Genomic DNA, 16,188 nt, shown 5'->3' on the forward strand with positions numbered 1-16,188 from the left:
GCGCCTGATCCCGGCGCAGGCGGGTACCTCCGCCCCTGGGTACGTGGGGACGGAAGGGAGCACCACCGTGGCAGTCGAGGTTTCGGTGATCGCGACGTCGTCGTTGGGTGACCGGAGCTATCTGGCTTCGGACGGGCAGGTGGCGATCGTGGTGGACCCGCAGCGGGACATCGACCGGGTGCTGTACCTGGCTGGTGTGAAGGGTGTGCGGATCGCGCATGTGGTGGAGACGCATATCCATAACGACTACGTCTCCGGCGGTTTGGAGCTGGCCCGGGTGACCGGGGCCCGCTATCTGGTGGCGGCCGCGGACGAGGTGGGTTTCGAGCGTGTGCCGGTCTCCGACGGTGACCAGGTGGCCGTGTCGGACTCGGTGCGTTTGCGGGTGGTCGGCACGCCGGGTCACACCTTCCACCACCTGTCGTACGTCCTCGACGAGGCCACCGGCGGCGGCTGGCAGGCCGTCGGGGTGTTCACCGGCGGGTCGCTGCTGTTCGGCACCACGGGCCGCACCGACCTGCTCGGCGGCCGGCACGCCCACGAACTGGCCCACCAGCAGCACGCCTCGGCGCGGCGGTTGGCGGACCTGCTGCCCGACGGCGCGCAGGTGTGGCCGACACACGGGTTCGGCAGTTTCTGCTCGGCCAGCCAGTCCGACGCTCCCGAGTCGACGATCGGTCGGGAGAAGGCGAAGAACCCGGTGCTGCGGCTGGCCGCCGAGGAGTTCGTCGCGGAGACCCTTGGCGGTCTGGACGCGTACCCCGCCTACTACGCCCACATGGGGGTGGCGAACACCGCCGGCGCGGCACCGGTGGACCTGACCCCGGTGACCCGCGCCGACCCGGCCGCGTTGCGGGAGCGGATGGCCGCCGGGCAGTGGGTGGTGGACCTGCGCCACCGCAAGGCCTACGCCGCCGCACACCTGGCCGGCACCGTCAGCCTCGGCCTGGACGGGCCGATGTCGACCTGGCTCGGCTGGCTCATCGACTGGGGCACCCCCATCACCCTGCTCGCCGACACCCCGCAGCAGGTCGCCGACGCCCAACGCGAACTGGTCCGCATCGGCATCGACCGCCCGGCCGCCCACGCCACCGGCGGCGTCGAACAGTGGACCACCGAACCGGGACAGCTCCGCGAACTGCCCATGGCCGACTTCCCCGCCCTCGCGGCGGCCCAAGCAGGGAACGCCCGCGCCGGCCTGCCCGCCCCCGACGTGGTCCTCGACGTACGCATGACCAACGAATGGAAGGCCGGCCACATCGCCGGCGCGGTGCACACCCCGCTGCCCGACCTGCCCACACGACTGGCCGACGTGCCGCCCGGCGCCATCTGGGTCCACTGCGGCTCCGGCTACCGCGCCACCGCCGCGGCATCACTGCTCGCCAACGCCGGCCGCACAGTCGTCGTCATCAACGACAAGTTCGACCAGGCCGAACCCGCGGGCGTCGCCATGGCCGACCAGGGCTGACCCCCGCGAGCCGCGCGACTCCGCCGCTCTGCGCGGCCGCTCGACGTGCGCCTTCGCCGACTTCGAGTCTTCCTGGTCGGGCTGGACCCGGATCGCGCTGGGCGTGCGACCGGAGGCCGCGACCGAGCCCTGCTCGTGGCGCGGCGCGCCACCCAGGGCCGACGCACTGGTGGCGGTGCTGCTCGGGCACATCCGGTGGACCTGCCGATGCCCCCCGTTCGCGGGACTCGCCCTGGGAGCGCTTGCCGGAGCCGGTACGGTCACCAATGGCGGAGGTGCGGCCGCCGAAGGAGGGACACAGTGGACAGCAGTGCCTGGGACACCCGGTATGCCAGCACACCGGGTCTGGTCTGGAGCGCCGAGCCGAACCGGTTCGTGGTCGAGTCGGTCACCGGGCTCACTCCCGGCGCAGCGCTGGACCTCGCCGCCGGCGAGGGGCGCAACGCGGTGTGGCTGGCCGAGCAGGGCTGGCGGGTGACCGCTGTGGACTTCTCACCGGTCGCCGTCGCCCGGGGACGCGAACTGGCCGCGGGCCGGGACGTCCCGGTGGAGTGGCGGGTCGCCGACGTCACGGCGTACCGGCCGGTGCCGGGCAGCTACGACCTGGTGCTGATCAGCTACCTGCAGCTGCCCGCCGACGACCTCGCCGGGGTGCTGGCCGCGGCCCGGCAGGCCCTGCGTCCCGGCGGCAGCCTCGTCGTGGTCGGCCACGACCTGGCGAACCTGACCGGCGGCACCGGCGGGCCGCAGGACCCGGCCGTCCTGCTCACCCCGGAGGCCGTGGTCGACGGGCTCGCCGGGCTGCACATCCGGCGCGCCGAGACGGCCCGCCGCCCGGTGTCCACCACCGACGGCGGCACCGTCGACGCGCTCGACACGGTCGTCGTGGCCACCCGGCCCGCCGACTGACCCGCCCCACCGGCCGGCGTGGGCGTGCACGGGTGGCCCGCCGGGCCGGCTGCCGACTGCCGGCTCACGGCTCACGGCTCACGGCTCACGGCTCACGGCTCACGGCTCACGGCTCACGGGCGCAGGATCAGCCGGATCGGGTTGCCCACCTTCTCCTTCACCCGACGCACCGCCTCTGGCGCGTCCGCCAGCGGAAGCACGTCGCTGACCGACCCGGACAGGTCGAGCCGGCCCAGCCCGGTGAGCGTCACCAACTGCCCGACGTGCTCGGCCTCGGAGCCGTAGTGGCCGAGGACCGCCTGCCGGTTGTAGGTGAACCGGCTGTCCGACGGGATGCTTATCGGCTGGTTCGCGATGCCGGCGAGCACCAGCCGGCCGTGCCGGCCGAGCACGGTCATGGCCTGCTCCCGGACCGCGTTGACGCCGGCGAAGTCGAACGCCACGTCGAGCCCCCGGGTGCCGACCAGTTCGAGCACCGCGTCCTTGAAGCCGTCGTCCGCCGGGTCGATGGCCAGGTCCGCGCCGAGGGCGAGCGCCCGGTCCCGGGCCGCCGGCAGCGGGTCCACGGCGATCACCGGGGCCGCGCCGACCAGCAGCAGCAACTGCACCGCGTGCGCGCCGAGGCCACCGACGCCCCACACGGCGGCCGCCTCCGCCGGCCGGACCCGGCCGGTCTCGGTCACCGCCGCCCACGGCGTGGAGACCGCGTCGGGGATGATGCAGGCCTGCTCGAACGAGATCAGATCGGGGACGGGGACCAGGGTGTCCTCCCGGGCCAGTGCGTACTCGGCCCAGCCACCGTCGTAGTCGACACCCCGGGTGAGCACGAGCCCGAACCGGTCCCGCTCCCCCGCCTGGAGCAGCACGCGCTGGCCCGGTTCCCAGCCCCGCACCCCCTCACCGAGCGCGTCCACCGTCCCGGCCACCTCGTGGCCGAGGGTCACCACGTCCCCGGCCAGGTAGAGCGGGGTCAGGGTTCCGTCGATCAGGTGCACGTCCGACAGGCACACCCCGGCCGCGGCGACCCGGATCCGCACCTGGCCGCGCCCCGGCTCGGGCACCGGCACCGATTCCATCCGCAGTGCCCGCTCGGTCACGTGCAGCCGTCCGGCCAGCATCTCCGCCACGCTCGCTCCCCTCTCCGGCGTCCTCGACCTCACCAGCCGCGCCACGCTGGAGCCGTCGGCGTACCCGCCGCCGGCCCGCCGATGCGCCCCACCGGGAAAAACGGCGGCGCGGCCCATAACCGCGGGCCGCCGGGCGGCCGGCCGGTAGCATCCGGTCACGGACCGGCGGAGAGGACACCCGTGGGCACACGCTTCGAGGAACTGGCCTGGCGGGAGACGCCGATCGGCGAGATCAGCCTGCGCCGGCGCCGCGACCCGTCGCTCGACGTCGACGTGTACGAGGTGAAGCTCGACGACGAGTTCCTGATGTCCAGCCTCTTCCCGGTCGCGGAGATCGAACTCGCCCGGCTCGGGCTGGCCCCGCTGACCGCCGGGGACCTGGACGTGGTGGTGGGCGGGCTCGGCCTCGGCTACACGGCGCGCACCGCGCTGGAGGATCCCCGGGTGCGCTCGCTGCTGGTGGTCGAGGCGATCGAGGACGTGATCGACTGGCACCGCCGCGACCTGCTGCCGTTCGCCGCCGGGCTGGCCGCCGACCCGCGTACCCGGTTCGTCCGGGCCGACTTCTTCGCGGCGGTCGCGAGCGGCGCCGGGTTCGACCCGGAGGCGCCGGAGCGGCGGTTCCACGCGGTGCTGCTCGACGTGGACCACTCGCCGCGCCAGGTGCTGCACCCCAGCCACGCCGACTTCTACACGGTGGAGGGGCTGCGCCGGCTCGCCGCGCTGCTGCACCCGGAAGGGGTGTTCGCGCTCTGGTCGAACGACCCGCCCGACCCGGCGTTCCAGCGGACGCTTACCGAGGTGTTCCCGACGTCGGTGGCGCACGTCGTCCGCTTCCCCAACCCGTTGCAGGGCCGGGAGGCCGCCAACACCGTGTACGTGGCCCGGCACTGACCCGGCCCGGGCAGGCATGGCGGGAGCCGGAGCGGGAAAGCGGTCGGCCCACCGTACTCCCGGGAGGGTGACATGCGGGCTTTGCTCTGGATCGTCGGTGTCGTGGCCGGCGTGCTCATCCTGCTCGGGCTGCTCCTGGAGGCGGCCCGCTGGCTGCTCATCATCGGCGCCATCGCCGTGGTCGTCCTCCTCGTGCTGGCCTTCCTGCGGGGCCGCGGGGTGGTGCGACGCGAGGGCGCTCCACGCCGCTGACCCGCCGCCGTGTGACGAAGTCAGCAACTTACGCCGACGTAGGTTACCGGTTGGTTAAGTTAGGCTGAGGACCGTCATCCGGCAGCGAGGAGACGGTGATGGACGCGACCGCGGAGCGGCCCTGGACGCGCAGCTACGCCCCCGGTGTACCGGCCGAGATCGCGGAGCCGACCGGCTCGCTCGTGGATCTGCTCACCGACGCCGCCCGGCGCTTCGGCCCCCGGGTGGCGCTGGACTTCTACGGCGCCACGACCACCTACGCCGACCTGGCCGACCAGGTGGCCCGGGCGGCCGAGGCGCTGCGCCGGCTCGGTGTCGGCCCTGGCGACCGGGTGGCGCTGGTGCTGCCGAACTGCCCGCAGCACGTGGTGGCCTTCTACGCGGTGCTGCGCCTCGGCGCGGTGGTGGTCGAGCACAACCCCCTCTACACCGCCGACGAACTGGCCCACCAGCTCACCGACCACGGCGCCCGGGTCGCGGTGGTCTGGGACAAGGTCGCGCCGCTGGTCGCCGGGCGGGGCGCGGTGGAGACGGTGCTGGCCGTCGACCTGCCCGGGGCGCTGCCCCGGCTCAAGCGCTGGGCGCTGCGGCTGCCGCTGCCCAAGGTCCGCGCCGCGAGGGCCGCCATGACCGCCCCGGCCCCCGGCACGCTCTCCTGGTCGGCGCTGGTCGCCGACGCCGCCCCGCTGGCCGCCGACCACCCCGCGCCCCGGCCCGCCGACACCGCGCTGCTCCAGTACACCGGCGGCACCACCGGCGTCCCGAAGGGCGCCGTCCTGACCCACCGCAACCTGCGGGCCAACGCCGCGCAGGGCCGCGCCTGGGTGCCCGGCCTGCGCGACGGCGCCGAGACCGTGTACGCCGTGCTGCCGCTGTTCCACGCGTACGGGCTGACCCTCTGCCTGACCTTCTCGGTGAGCATCGGGGCCACCCTGGTGCTCTTCCCCCGTTTCGACCTCGACCAGGTGCTCGACGCGGCGCGCCGCCGCCCGCCGACCTTCCTGCCCGCCGTCCCGCCGATCTACGCGCGGCTCGCCACCGCGGCCCGGGAACGCGGCGTCGACCTCACCTCCGTCCGGTACGCCATCTCGGGCGCCATGGCGCTCCCGCCGGCCACCGTGCAGCTGTGGGAGTCGGTGACCGGCGGACTGCTCGTGGAGGGCTACGGGATGACCGAGACCTCCCCCATCACCCTGGGCAACCCGGTCGCCCCGACCCGCCGCCCGGGCACGGTCGGGGTGCCGTTCCCCTCCACGGAGGTGCGCCTCGTCGACCCGGAGGACCCGACCCGGGACCGTGCCCCCGGCGAGGCCGGCGAGCTGCTGGTCCGCGGCCCGCAGGTGTTCTCCGGCTACTGGAACCGCCCCGAGGAGACCGCCCGCGTGCTGCTGCCCGGCGGCTGGCTCCGTACCGGGGACGTGGTCACCATGGACGCCGACGGCTTCGTCACCGTGGTCGACCGGATCAAGGAGCTGATCATCACGGGTGGGTTCAACGTCTACCCGTCCGAGGTGGAGGAGGCGCTGCGCCGCATCCCCGGCGTCCGCGAGGCCGCCGCCGTCGGCCTGCCCACCGCGGACGGCGAGGAGGTGGTGGCCGCCGTGGTGCTCGACCCGGGGGTGGGCGCGGACTGTGACTCGGTCCGCTCGGCCTGCCGGCGGCACCTCGCCGGCTACAAGGTGCCGCGCCGGGTGGTGGTGGTCGACGACCTGCCCCGCTCCCAGATCGGCAAGGTCCTCCGCCGCGAGGTCCGCGACCGCCTCCTCGCGGAGGGCTGAGGGCTGACCGGCCTCAGGGCCGGCTTGCGTCAGCGCACGGCGTGTTCCGCGGCCAGGATGGCACCGCTCAGCTCGGTCACGAACTCCCGCACCTCGTCGGCACGGCCCGGATCGGTGTCCGAACCGGACCCGTACCACCAGTCGCGTGCCCAGACGATGAGGCCCACCCACCTGGGACAGGCGGCGACGGTCCGGTCCGCGGCCCGCCGCTTGGACAGCTGCCTGCCGTGCCGGAGGCGCTGCCAGGCCCGGCAGAGGGTGAGCACCGCGTAGGACTGGGCTCCGGGAGTGGTCATCCGGGTCACCCAGGTCGGCCAGTCGCGGACGTGGTCCAGCAGAGCCGAGCGGACGAGACCGGCGTCGACCGCGGGCAGCAGGTCCCCGGCCGGCGGTCCCAGCAGGCTGCGGCCGTGGTCGTGCACCGTGGACCAGGTCACGACGCGGTGCGTGGTGGCGGGCAGCGGGTGCAGCGACTCACCGGGGCTGACCCGGGCGATGACGTGGTCGTGACCGGCGCGCCCCTGCGCGGCGTCGCGCACGGCGCCCAGTGACACGTACTCCACCTCGATCCTGCCGGCCCACCGCGGGTGCCGCCGGTCGAGGTCCGCATGCAGGCCGGCAAGCACGTCGAGGAGGTTCTCGTCGGGGTCGGCGTCCAGCACGGCGAGCAGATCGAGGTCGCTGCGGTCCGGCGCGAAGTCACCGGCGATCAGCGATCCGTGCAGGTAGAGGCCCAGGAGCCTGCCGTCCAGGGCGGAGCCCCAGGCGTCACGAAGATCAGACAGGACCGTCTCGGGGGTCGGCACCCGGTCATCCTGCGCCGCGGGCCCCAGCTCCGCCATCGAGTAAGGCCCGCGGCCCTGACCCGGTCCGCGCCCGCGTCAGGTGGCGGCCATCGGTGCCACGGCGAACAGGGGCGGCGTCGGATGGGCTGCCCGGATCGCGGCGACGACCTCCGTCAGTTGCGGGTAGCCGCCGCCGGCCGCCCTGACGAGGGCGTCCGCGTCGGCGTGGTTGCCGAGCTGACACTCCGCGACGGCCCGCAGGAGAAACGCGATGTCGCACAGGTCCGGCGGGTCGACGCCCGGCCGGATGTCGACAAGCAGCGACCGCGCCTGCTCCGGGCGGTGGTTGAGCAGGTGGGCCAGGCTCATGGCGACACGAGCGGACATCAGGTGCGGCTGCACGTGGAATGCGATCTGCGCCAGTTCCGCGATCTCCAGCACCTCTCGGCGTTCGACAGGCGCGCCGTTCACCACCGCGCCGTACAGGTACCACAAGCCGAACTGGACGGTGAGCACCTGCCCGATCGCGGCAGCGGCCACGGGGTCGGTGGTGTCGGCGCGAGCCAGCGCCGCGAGCCGCTCGGCGTCGGCGACGAGGTCCGCCGCCGACTGCGCCCGTCCCGTGCTCCAGCGCTGCTGGAACGCGGCGAGCGCGCCTCGGGGGTCCTCACCGTCGCGAACCGGACCGCCGGGCGGAGGGCTGACCGCTCGCACCGTCCTGTTGATCTCCTCCTGGTAGTGGGCCGCCCGCAGCCCGGCGCGGGTGGCCGTCGGCGCCGAGAGCCAGCGGAGCAGGTTGCGGCCGTCGCTGCGGGGCGACGTCCCGGGAATGAGGTTGAGCACCCCGAGCAGCGCCGCGACGAGCGCCGCGCCGAGCAGTGCGAGGCGCGTCATCGGCGTGCTCGTCGACGCCCCGGCGACGGCGAGCGCCGCCGCGGCACACATGTTCGCCACCGGACCAGCGAGGTAGAACAGCACCATCCGCAGTGGCAACGCGGTCGCCGACGGCGCCGGCCGGACCACCACCTCGTTCCGCCGCCCGGTGAAGGGCGCGATACGGACCGCGACGATCGGCAGGCGCAAAAGCTTCGCCGCGACGAGGTGCCCGCACTCGTGCAGGACGACGTGCACCCACACCGACAGGCAGGTGAAGCCGACAGCGGCGATCGCACCCGTCACGGACTCGGTGACGAACAGCGCGAACACCACCGCCTCCAGCGCCAGGAGGACGGACGCGGCGACCGGCCGCCGGCGGGAGGAGATCACCGGCAGATGGTACGGCCGGATGAACCGAGCCTTGTGACGCCGGCCGCGGGTGGCCCGACAACCCGGGTGCGGGCGTCGACGGACTGGTGTTGACTCTGCCGGTGGATCGTCAACGGCTCAGCAGCATCGCGCACACGCGCCACCCGATCGCGGCCCCGATCTTCGGTGTGACCCTCAACCGGCTCCTGCGCCGGGCGGGCCGCCAGCCGACGGCTCGCGTCCTCGACCTCGGTTGCGGGGAAGGAGCCTGGGCGCTGCAGGCGCTCGCCCACTACCCCGACGGGCACGCGGACGGCGTGGACATCAGCGCGTACGCCCTCGACCGCGCCGCCGGTGCCGCCGCCGCGCGCGGCCTCGCCGACCGGCTCACGCTGCACCAGCGGGACGCCCGGACGTACGTGCCCGACGGCGACTACGACCTGGTGCTGTGCGTCGGGTCGACCCACGTGTTCGGCGGATTCGGCCCGACGCTGGAGCTGGCCGGCCGGCACGTGAACCACGACGGCGTCCTGATGGTCGGTGAGGGGTTCTGGCAGGTGCCGCCGACCCCGGAGGCGCTCGCGGCCCTAGACGCGAAGCCGGAGGAGTTCACCGACCTCGCCGGCCTTGTCGACGCCGCCGAGCAGGCCGGCTGGACGCCGGTGTACGCCCACGTCAGCGACGCCGCCGAGTGGGACGACTACGAATGGTCGTGGGTGGGCTCGCTCACGGAGTGGGCGTTGGACAACCCCGGCCATCCGGACGCCGCCGAGGCGCTCACCGCGGCGCGGGAGCACCGCGACCAGTGGTTGCGCGGGTACCGCGACGTCCTGGGCTTCGTGACGCTGGTGCTCCGCCGCACCTGACCGTGGTGCGGTTCCACTCTCGTGCCGACAAGTAGACGACTGTAGAGGCAGACGTTCCTCAGTTTGGCTTGACGCTGAGATGCACATCGTCCGCGTTCACCAAGTAGAAATACTTAGTCCGCCGACAGAATAGGACGTGTTGGCCCTCGGCTGTCCCGAGCACGAGGAATTCATCGGGCGAAGCCCACGCAATCTTGGCCTCTCCACTCCCGGGCGGCAGCTTGTTGAGCAGTTCCTTCTTTTTTTCTGCGTCAATCAGAGCGCCTGGCACCTCTCGAAGGTCGCTCCATTCGACGCTCGCAACCGGCGGAGTGAAACCAATCAGGAATGTTGCTCTACTTGGTTCACCCTGCCGCAACTGGAGTCCGATTCCGTAGGACCAAGCATTCGTCATGACGCCTGCGTCGCCGATCAGGACGACGGCCATGACGAAAAATGCGGCGGCTCGGCGGTTGGGGTTCCGAACCGCATGCTGCCAGCCAGCAAGGAAAGCGACAAGTCCAAGGCAGCAGCCCACGGCGAGCGTTTCCCAACGTGGCTGCCACCGGCTATCGAGGACGGCTTGCAGGACGAGGCCGGCCATGACCGTCAGCGTGACAAGAAATGCATACAACACGGCCCGATGACGAAACTGATTCTTCTTCAGCATATACCAGCCCTTTGCTACCTCCGGAAGCCTGCCCTTCTTTTGATGCCGCCATACTCGGACCGCCTTCCGCGCCCCCACCCCTATGCCAGCTAGGCCGAGGAACAGCACGGCTGAAATGAAGCACACGTACGCGGCGCCAATACTCAGCTGGACGGCCGAGCCTCCTTTGATTCCCACCCGGTCCGGCGTCACCGAAAAGGCGCCGTAGAAGCCCGCCTGCTGACACCAGAAGAGGAACAAAACGCTACCCACCACGACGCCTGCCGTCGCCGCCGCGATGATCGGTTCGACGGAGTTGCGTTGCTGAGTGTTTCCGCTGACCGCGTGATCCATCCCACCATCGTGGGCGATGACGGCAAACAATGGAAGCGACCCATCTGTCGCTAATCAATCCCGACGCCCGGCGATGGGAGGGCACGGCGACAACTTCCCGTCACAGCGGCACGCTCCTAACGGCTGGTGAGTTCCTGCTCGCCGCTCACACTGGCCGAACAGTCAGCCGAGGCCGCGGTCAGCGGCCCACAGGGCACTGGCGCGGCTGGCCGCCCCGTCGACCAGTGCCACCAGCTCGGGCCGCTCGGGCACGGGGAACGAGACGTAGGTGCCAAGGCCGCCGGCGGTCGGCCGGCCGTACGCCTTCGCCGCGAGGCGACCGTCGGGCAGGAGCCGGACGTTGAGCGTGGTCAGCGTGAACTCCTCACCGCGTCGGGTGTCGATCCAGCGGAGCCCCTCGGGGATCGTGACGTTGATGGCCAGGGCGCTGACCTCGAGGGGGACGTCGCTGTTCATGGGCGAATGTTCTCACGCGGGCGAGGCACGGGGCCCGCCGCCGATGGCCGTTCCCGCACGGGTCGGGCCGAGCGGGTCCGGCCCGGGGCCTCAGGCACGCCGGCGCCACCAGGGCAGCTCGGGTGACGCCTGCGGGTCATGGATCGTGCGACGCTCGAAGATCTCGTCCAGCGGACGGAGCCGTTCCCGGAGCTCGCGGCGCGCCCGGGGGCCCAGTTGCCGCCATCGCTGCGGCCAACACGTCGCGGTGCTTCAGCGGGTCGCAGCAGGGGCAGCCGGCCTGCGCGGCATCCTGGAGGGCTGCGACCGGCCGATGAACAGTTCGTTTCCACCCGGTCGGCACACGGGCCACGGCAAGGGGCGCAAGGCCGAACGCTCGTACCGCGAGATCTGTCGGGCGGCCGCGATGGGAATTCCGTCCACCTCGGGCGACCTCCGGAGGCGGTCGGTTCGCGGTGGAGACGCGGCGCGTACCGCCGCCGGTGGCCTACGCGCCACGGCCCTTTCTGATCATCGTCATGCCCGCCATGCTCGCATGAGACCACGCCGTCCCCAACCAGATTGACGTCGTCCGTTCCGGCGATCGGATCGCCCGCCGCTCACCACCGTTCGACCAGGTGTTCGCGGCCCGGCGGCGGATCGTACGGTTCGGGCCAGTGGTCGACGATCCGGCTGATCGGTCCACGCTCGGACATCTCCAGCCAGACACACGCGTCCTGCTGCTCGACGCCCACCCGGACGTCGAGCCACAGGGCGGCCGAGCGGCCGTCCGCGACCAGCCGGCGCACCCGCAGGTGCCAGTCCCCGGGGTATTCGGCGTTGAACCGGAGGAACGCGTCCCTGCCGCGGATGCGCTCCCGGGTCTGCGGCATCTCGTAGACCACGTCGTCGGTGAGCAGGCCGGCCAACCCGGGCCAGTCGCGGCGTTCCAGACGATCGACGTAGTCCCGGGCGGTCTGTCGCGTCATGGCGGTGTCGCTCACGGCGCGGACCCTAGCGCCCGGCACCGACATCCTCGGGATTTGCCGAAACAGCAAGAAAGTTTGTCGGCCTCCCGGAGCGTTCAGGATGCTTGTGGCACGGAACGTCAACGAGTCCTGCGGCCTGTTCGCCGCCGGGCAACCGAAGGGAAGCGATGTCGTGAGCGGACACGGACACCACCTCACCGAGGAGGAGGCCGCCGCCATCTTCGAGCCGCCGGCCTGGGACGAGCGGTACTCCGGTGCGGAGAAGGTCTGGAGCGGGAACCCCAATCCGCAGCTCGTCGCCGAGGCGGCCGGGCTGACGCCGGGCACGGCGCTCGACGTCGGTTGCGGCGAGGGCGGCGACGTGATCTGGCTGGCTCGCCAGGGCTGGCGGGTGACCGGCGCCGACTTCTCCGCCAACGGCCTGGCCCGCGCCGCCCGGCACGCCGAGGAGGCCGGCGTCGCCGACCGCACCGACTGGTGGCAGGTCGACGCCCGGACCTTCACGGCGGACGGCCGGTCCTACGACCTGGTCACCAGCCACTTCCTGCACCCGCCGGAGGGCGGGATGGTGGAGGTGACCCGCCGGCTGGCCGGGGCCGTGGCGCCCGGCGGGCACCTGCTGGTCGTCGGCCACGCGCCCCACGAGGCGTTCAGCCACCTCACCGCGAGCCAGAGCCGGGCCATGTTCGTCGCCGAGGAGCTGCTGCCCGGCCTGCCGGACAACTTCGAGGCTCTCGTGGTCGAGCAGCGGCCGCGGACGGTGACCCGCGACGGCGTGACTGTCGACATCCAGGACTCCACGCTGCTCGCTCGCCGCACGTCCTGATCGCCGCTCTGGAGACTGCAAGACTCCCGAGCCGATACCGGAAGTTTCACAAGGAGTCCGCCGCACGAGCCCACATTCGTCCCCTCACGCCACGTGACGGGAGATCCGCAGGAAGTCAGGGGAACTGCTGACAGAAGGACGAACCCATCCACACGTAGCCGCGAATCGGGTTTTCGGAAGTGTTCCGGAAGTTGTTGTTTCCACGATGTTGCCGTGCCAGCATGACGTGGCATCGAAGCCCATCGTTCATCGGTTCGGAGGTCATCGTGGCAACGACTTCTCCCGTCCACTCCCCTGGCTCCCCGCGGAGTCGCTCGTTACGGGTTCGACTCCTGATCAGCGGCACCGTCGCCGCCGTCGCGGCGCTCGGTGTGGTGATGGTGATCCCGACCGCGAACGCCGCCGCGTCCACGCTGGGCGCGGCGGCGGCGCAGTCGGGCCGGTACTTCGGCACGGCGATCGCGGCGGGCCGGCTCGGTGACTCGACGTACACCACGATCGCCGGGCGTGAGTTCAACATGGTGACCGCCGAGAACGAGATGAAGCCGGACGCCACGGAGCCCCAGCGGGGCCAGTTCAACTTCAGCTCCGGCGACCAGATCTACAACTGGGCCACCCAGCGCGGCATGAAGGTCCGCGGCCACACCCTCGCGTGGCACGCGCAGCAGCCGGGCTGGATGCAGAGCCTCAGCGGCAGCAGCCTGCGCCAGGCGATGATCGATCACATCAACGGCGTGATGGCCCACTACAAGGGCAAGCTCGCCGCCTGGGACGTGGTGAACGAGGCGTTCAACGAGGACGGCAGCCGCCGTCAGTCGAACCTGCAGGGCACCGGCAACGACTGGATCGAGGTCGCGTTCCGCACCGCCCGCACCGCCGACCCGTCGGTGAAGCTCTGCTACAACGACTACAACATCGAGAACTGGTCGTACGGCAAGACGCAGGGCGTCTACCGGATGATCCAGGACTTCAAGTCCCGCGGCGTCCCGATCGACTGCGTCGGCCTGCAGACCCACTTCACCGGCGGCAGCTCGCTGCCCAGCAACTTCCAGACCACGCTGTCCAGCTTCGCCGCGCTCGGTGTCGACGTGGCGCTCACCGAGGTCGACGTCACGAACGCGTCGACCAGCCAGTACGCCGGGCTGACCCAGGCGTGCATGAACGTGCCGCGCTGCATCGGCATCACCGTGTGGGGCGTCCGCGACAGCGACTCCTGGCGATCCAGCGAGAGCCCGCTGCTGTTCGACGGCGGCGGCAACAAGAAGGCCGCGTACACCTCGGTCCTCAACGCCCTCAACGCCGCCGGCCCGACGGCCACGTCCTCGCCGACCCCGACCGGTGGCACCGTCTCCCCGTCGCCCACGGCCACGCCGGGCGGAGCGAAGCGGATCATCGGCGCCCAGTCGGGCAGGTGCGTCGACGTGCCGAACGCGTCACGCACGAACGGCACGCGGGTCCAGCTCTACGACTGCAACGGCCAGATCAACCAGGCGTGGACCCTCACGTCGAGCAGGCAGCTGACCGTGTACGGCAGCATGTGCCTGGACGCCGCCGGCTCCGGCAACGCCTCGGCCGTGCAGATCTACAGCTGCAACGGGCAGGCCAACCAGCAGTGGAACGTCAACAGCAACGGCACCATCACCGGTGTGCAGTCCGGGCGCTGCCTGGACGTGTGGGGCACCGCCAACGGACAGCAGATCCAGATCTACGACTGCAACGGGCAGGCCAACCAGCGGTTCAGCCTGAGCTGACCGAAGGCGTTGGTCGCGGTGTGGCGGCGGTACCGCCGCCACACCGCGCCGCCGGTCAGAACCAGGTGTCCCGGGTGTCCAGGGTGGTCCGGTCCAGGCTCTCCAGCAGGTCGAACTGCGGGCCGGTCCGGGGCAGCTCGTAGCGGAAGAAGTACCGGGCGGCCTGCCGCTTGCCGGCGAGGAAGTCGGCGTCCGGGCCGTCCGGGTCGCCCAGCGCCTCGACGGCGAGCAGCTGCTCCAGCCACATCCAGGCGATCACCACGTGCCCGACCGCCTCCAGGTAGACGCTGGCGTTGGCCAGGGCCAGTTCCGGGTCGCCGGCGCCGTGCAACCGCCGGGTGACCACGGCGATCCGGTCGACCGCCGCGCCGAGCCGGCCGGCCAGCTCGGCCGCCTCACCCTCGGCCTTCCAGGCCCGGGTCACGGTGGCCCGGATGGTCTCCAGCAGCAGCTCCAGCCCGGCGCCCCCGCGCATGGTGACCTTGCGGCCGAGCAGGTCCAGCGCCTGGATGCCGTGGGTGCCCTCGTGGATGGGGTTGAGGCGGTTGTCGCGCCAGTGCTGCTCGACGTCGTAGTCGCGGGTGTAGCCGTACCCTCCGTGCACCTGGATGGCCAGGTCGTTGGCGGCCAGGCACCACTGCGACGGCCAACTCTTGGCGATCGGGGTGAGCAGGTCCAGCAGCAGGTGCGCCCGGCTCCGGTCGGCCTCGGCCGGAGCGGTCTTCTCTTCGTCGAGCAGCCGCCCGCAGTAGAGGATGAGGGCGAGCGCGCCCTCCACGTAGCTCTTCTGGGCCAGCAGCATCCGGCGTACGTCGGCGTGCGCCACGATCGGCACCTGCGGCGCGGTGGGGTCCTTGTCGGCGACCGGGCGGCCCTGCGGGCGCTGCCGGGCGTACGCCACAGACTTCAGGTAGCCGGTGTAGCCGAGCGCGGTGGCGCCGGCGCCCACCCCGATGCGCGCCTCGTTCATCATGTGGAACATCTGCGCCAACCCCTGGTGCGGCTCCCCCACCAGGTAGCCGACCGCGCCGGGCCGCCCGTACGGGCGGTGCACGCCCTCGCCGAAGTTGAGCAGCGTGTTGGTGGTGCCCCGGTAGCCCAGCTTGTGGTTGAGGCCGACCAGCACCACGTCGTTGCGCGGGCCGAGCGCGCCGCCGGCGTCGAGGAGCACCTTCGGGACGATGAACAGCGAGATGCCCTTGACCCCGGGCGGCCCGCCGGGGATCCGGGCGAGGACCAGGTGGACGATGTTCTCGGCCAGGTCGTGCTCACCGCCGGAGATCCACATCTTGGTGCCCACCAGCCGGTACGTCCCGTCGTCCTGCGGCTCGGCCCGGGTGGTGATGTCCGCCAGTGAACTGCCGGCCTGCGGCTCGGAGAGGCACATGGTGCCGAAGAACCGGCCCTCCACCATGGGCCGGACCCAGGTGTCGATCTGCTCGGCGCTGCCGTGGGCGAGCAGCAGGTTGGCGTTGCCGAGGGTGAGGAACGGGTAGGCGGCGGTGGCCACGTTGGCGGCCTGGAACCAGGCGAAGCAGGCGGCGGCCACGGCGTGCGGCAACTGCATGCCGCCGACCGACTCGTCCATGGTGGCGGCCAGCAGGCCGGTCTCGGCGAACACCTCCAGGGCGGCCTTGACCTGCGGGATGGTGCGTACCCGCTGCCCGTCGAAGCTCGGTTCGGTGGCGTCGGCGGCCCGGTTGTGGGTCGCGAACCGCTCGGCGGCGACCTGTGCGGCGAGGTCGAGCACCGCGTCGAAGGTCTCCCGCGAGTGCTCGGCGTAGCGGGGCCGCTCGGTCAGCCGGCCGACGTCCAGCCAGTCGTGCAGCAGGAACGCCAGGTCGCGACGGGACAGCAGGGTGGACGACGACACGGGTCTCC

General features: G+C 72.1%; 15 protein-coding genes. 8 read left to right on the top strand and 7 right to left on the bottom strand.

The features are described 5' to 3' along the window. The first annotated feature begins 67 nt into the window (after positions 1-67). Together GA0070603_RS07745 and GA0070603_RS07750 are read left to right on the top strand one after the other, a co-directional pair. Positions 68-1,468, top strand: a complete 1,401-nt coding sequence (locus GA0070603_RS07745) for an MBL fold metallo-hydrolase (RefSeq protein ID WP_091309307.1) — start codon at positions 68-70, stop codon at positions 1,466-1,468. 300 nt (positions 1,469-1,768) lie between these two features. Continuing rightward, complete coding sequence (locus tag GA0070603_RS07750) at positions 1,769-2,377, top strand: class I SAM-dependent methyltransferase (RefSeq protein WP_091309311.1); 609 nt, start codon at positions 1,769-1,771, stop codon at positions 2,375-2,377. Positions 2,378-2,490: 113 nt separating this feature from the next. Here GA0070603_RS07750 and GA0070603_RS07755 read toward each other — a convergent pair whose 3' ends face one another. Beyond that, the gene (locus tag GA0070603_RS07755; RefSeq protein ID WP_208863011.1) at positions 2,491-3,495 is read right to left on the bottom strand and encodes a zinc-binding dehydrogenase; all 1,005 of its coding nucleotides are present in this window, start codon (positions 3,493-3,495) and stop codon (positions 2,491-2,493) included. 189 nt (positions 3,496-3,684) lie between these two features. On the opposite strand from GA0070603_RS07755, the gene GA0070603_RS07760 reads away from it, so the two are divergent. From GA0070603_RS07760 to GA0070603_RS07770, 3 genes are all read left to right on the top strand, one after another. Beyond that, positions 3,685-4,398, top strand: coding sequence for a polyamine aminopropyltransferase (locus tag GA0070603_RS07760; protein ID WP_091309317.1), 714 nt, complete (start codon positions 3,685-3,687; stop codon positions 4,396-4,398). Between the two features lie 72 nt (positions 4,399-4,470). Next, on the top strand, positions 4,471-4,650 hold the full coding sequence (locus tag GA0070603_RS07765; protein ID WP_091309321.1) for a hypothetical protein: 180 nt from the start codon (positions 4,471-4,473) through the stop codon (positions 4,648-4,650). Positions 4,651-4,745: 95 nt separating this feature from the next. Further along, positions 4,746-6,428, top strand: a complete 1,683-nt coding sequence (locus GA0070603_RS07770; RefSeq protein ID WP_279627481.1) for a long-chain-fatty-acid--CoA ligase — start codon at positions 4,746-4,748, stop codon at positions 6,426-6,428. A 29-nt stretch (positions 6,429-6,457) separates the two neighbouring features. Here the strand turns inward: GA0070603_RS07770 and GA0070603_RS07775 are convergent, their stop codons facing one another. Next, complete coding sequence (locus GA0070603_RS07775; protein WP_244282445.1) at positions 6,458-7,234, bottom strand: aminoglycoside adenylyltransferase domain-containing protein; 777 nt, start codon at positions 7,232-7,234, stop codon at positions 6,458-6,460. Positions 7,235-7,309: 75 nt separating this feature from the next. After that, entirely contained in the window at positions 7,310-8,479 is a 1,170-nt protein-coding gene (locus GA0070603_RS07780) for a zinc metalloprotease (protein WP_244282446.1), read from the bottom strand. 101 nt (positions 8,480-8,580) lie between these two features. Between GA0070603_RS07780 and GA0070603_RS07785 the strand changes: the two genes are divergently transcribed. After that, positions 8,581-9,324 (top strand): SAM-dependent methyltransferase, encoded by a 744-nt coding sequence (locus GA0070603_RS07785; RefSeq protein ID WP_091309331.1) that lies wholly within the window; start codon positions 8,581-8,583, stop codon positions 9,322-9,324. A 58-nt stretch (positions 9,325-9,382) separates the two neighbouring features. Here the strand turns inward: GA0070603_RS07785 and GA0070603_RS07790 are convergent, their stop codons facing one another. The 3 genes from GA0070603_RS07790 to GA0070603_RS07800 all read right to left on the bottom strand — a co-directional run bounded on the left by GA0070603_RS07790 (position 9,383) and on the right by GA0070603_RS07800 (position 11,775). After that, on the bottom strand, positions 9,383-10,306 hold the full coding sequence (locus GA0070603_RS07790; RefSeq protein ID WP_091309334.1) for a hypothetical protein: 924 nt from the start codon (positions 10,304-10,306) through the stop codon (positions 9,383-9,385). A 162-nt stretch (positions 10,307-10,468) separates the two neighbouring features. Beyond that, entirely contained in the window at positions 10,469-10,762 is a 294-nt protein-coding gene (locus tag GA0070603_RS07795) for a hypothetical protein (protein ID WP_091309338.1), read from the bottom strand. Positions 10,763-11,361: 599 nt separating this feature from the next. Further along, positions 11,362-11,775: a nuclear transport factor 2 family protein gene (locus GA0070603_RS07800; RefSeq protein ID WP_091309341.1), complete on the bottom strand. Its 414-nt coding sequence runs from the start codon at positions 11,773-11,775 to the stop codon at positions 11,362-11,364. A gap of 127 nt (positions 11,776-11,902) precedes the next feature. On the opposite strand from GA0070603_RS07800, the gene GA0070603_RS07805 reads away from it, so the two are divergent. After that, the gene (locus tag GA0070603_RS07805) at positions 11,903-12,556 is read left to right on the top strand and encodes an SAM-dependent methyltransferase (protein WP_244282448.1); all 654 of its coding nucleotides are present in this window, start codon (positions 11,903-11,905) and stop codon (positions 12,554-12,556) included. A 377-nt stretch (positions 12,557-12,933) separates the two neighbouring features. Then, entirely contained in the window at positions 12,934-14,307 is a 1,374-nt protein-coding gene (locus tag GA0070603_RS07810) for an endo-1,4-beta-xylanase (RefSeq protein ID WP_244282449.1), read from the top strand. Between the two features lie 55 nt (positions 14,308-14,362). Here the strand turns inward: GA0070603_RS07810 and GA0070603_RS07815 are convergent, their stop codons facing one another. Continuing rightward, on the bottom strand, positions 14,363-16,180 hold the full coding sequence (locus tag GA0070603_RS07815; protein ID WP_091309351.1) for an acyl-CoA dehydrogenase: 1,818 nt from the start codon (positions 16,178-16,180) through the stop codon (positions 14,363-14,365). Between the last annotated feature and the right edge of the window lie 8 nt (positions 16,181-16,188).

This window comes from Micromonospora chersina (assembly GCF_900091475.1).
Classification (GTDB): Bacteria; Actinomycetota; Actinomycetes; order Mycobacteriales; family Micromonosporaceae; genus Micromonospora; species Micromonospora chersina.

What these genes read in the sequence shown, in the direction of transcription:
- GA0070603_RS07800 (WP_091309341.1), bottom strand. Translation starts at nt 11,775, where the DNA reads ATGTCGGTGCCGGGCGCTAGGGTCCGCGCCGTGAGCGACACCGCCATG.
- GA0070603_RS07790 (WP_091309334.1), bottom strand. Translation starts at nt 10,306, where the DNA reads ATGGATCACGCGGTCAGCGGAAACACTCAGCAACGCAACTCCGTCGAA.
- GA0070603_RS07810 (WP_244282449.1), top strand. Translation starts at nt 12,934, where the DNA reads ATGGTGATCCCGACCGCGAACGCCGCCGCGTCCACGCTGGGCGCGGCG.
- GA0070603_RS07795 (WP_091309338.1), bottom strand. Translation starts at nt 10,762, where the DNA reads ATGAACAGCGACGTCCCCCTCGAGGTCAGCGCCCTGGCCATCAACGTC.
- GA0070603_RS07755 (WP_208863011.1), bottom strand. Translation starts at nt 3,495, where the DNA reads ATGCTGGCCGGACGGCTGCACGTGACCGAGCGGGCACTGCGGATGGAA.
- GA0070603_RS07765 (WP_091309321.1), top strand. Translation starts at nt 4,471, where the DNA reads ATGCGGGCTTTGCTCTGGATCGTCGGTGTCGTGGCCGGCGTGCTCATC.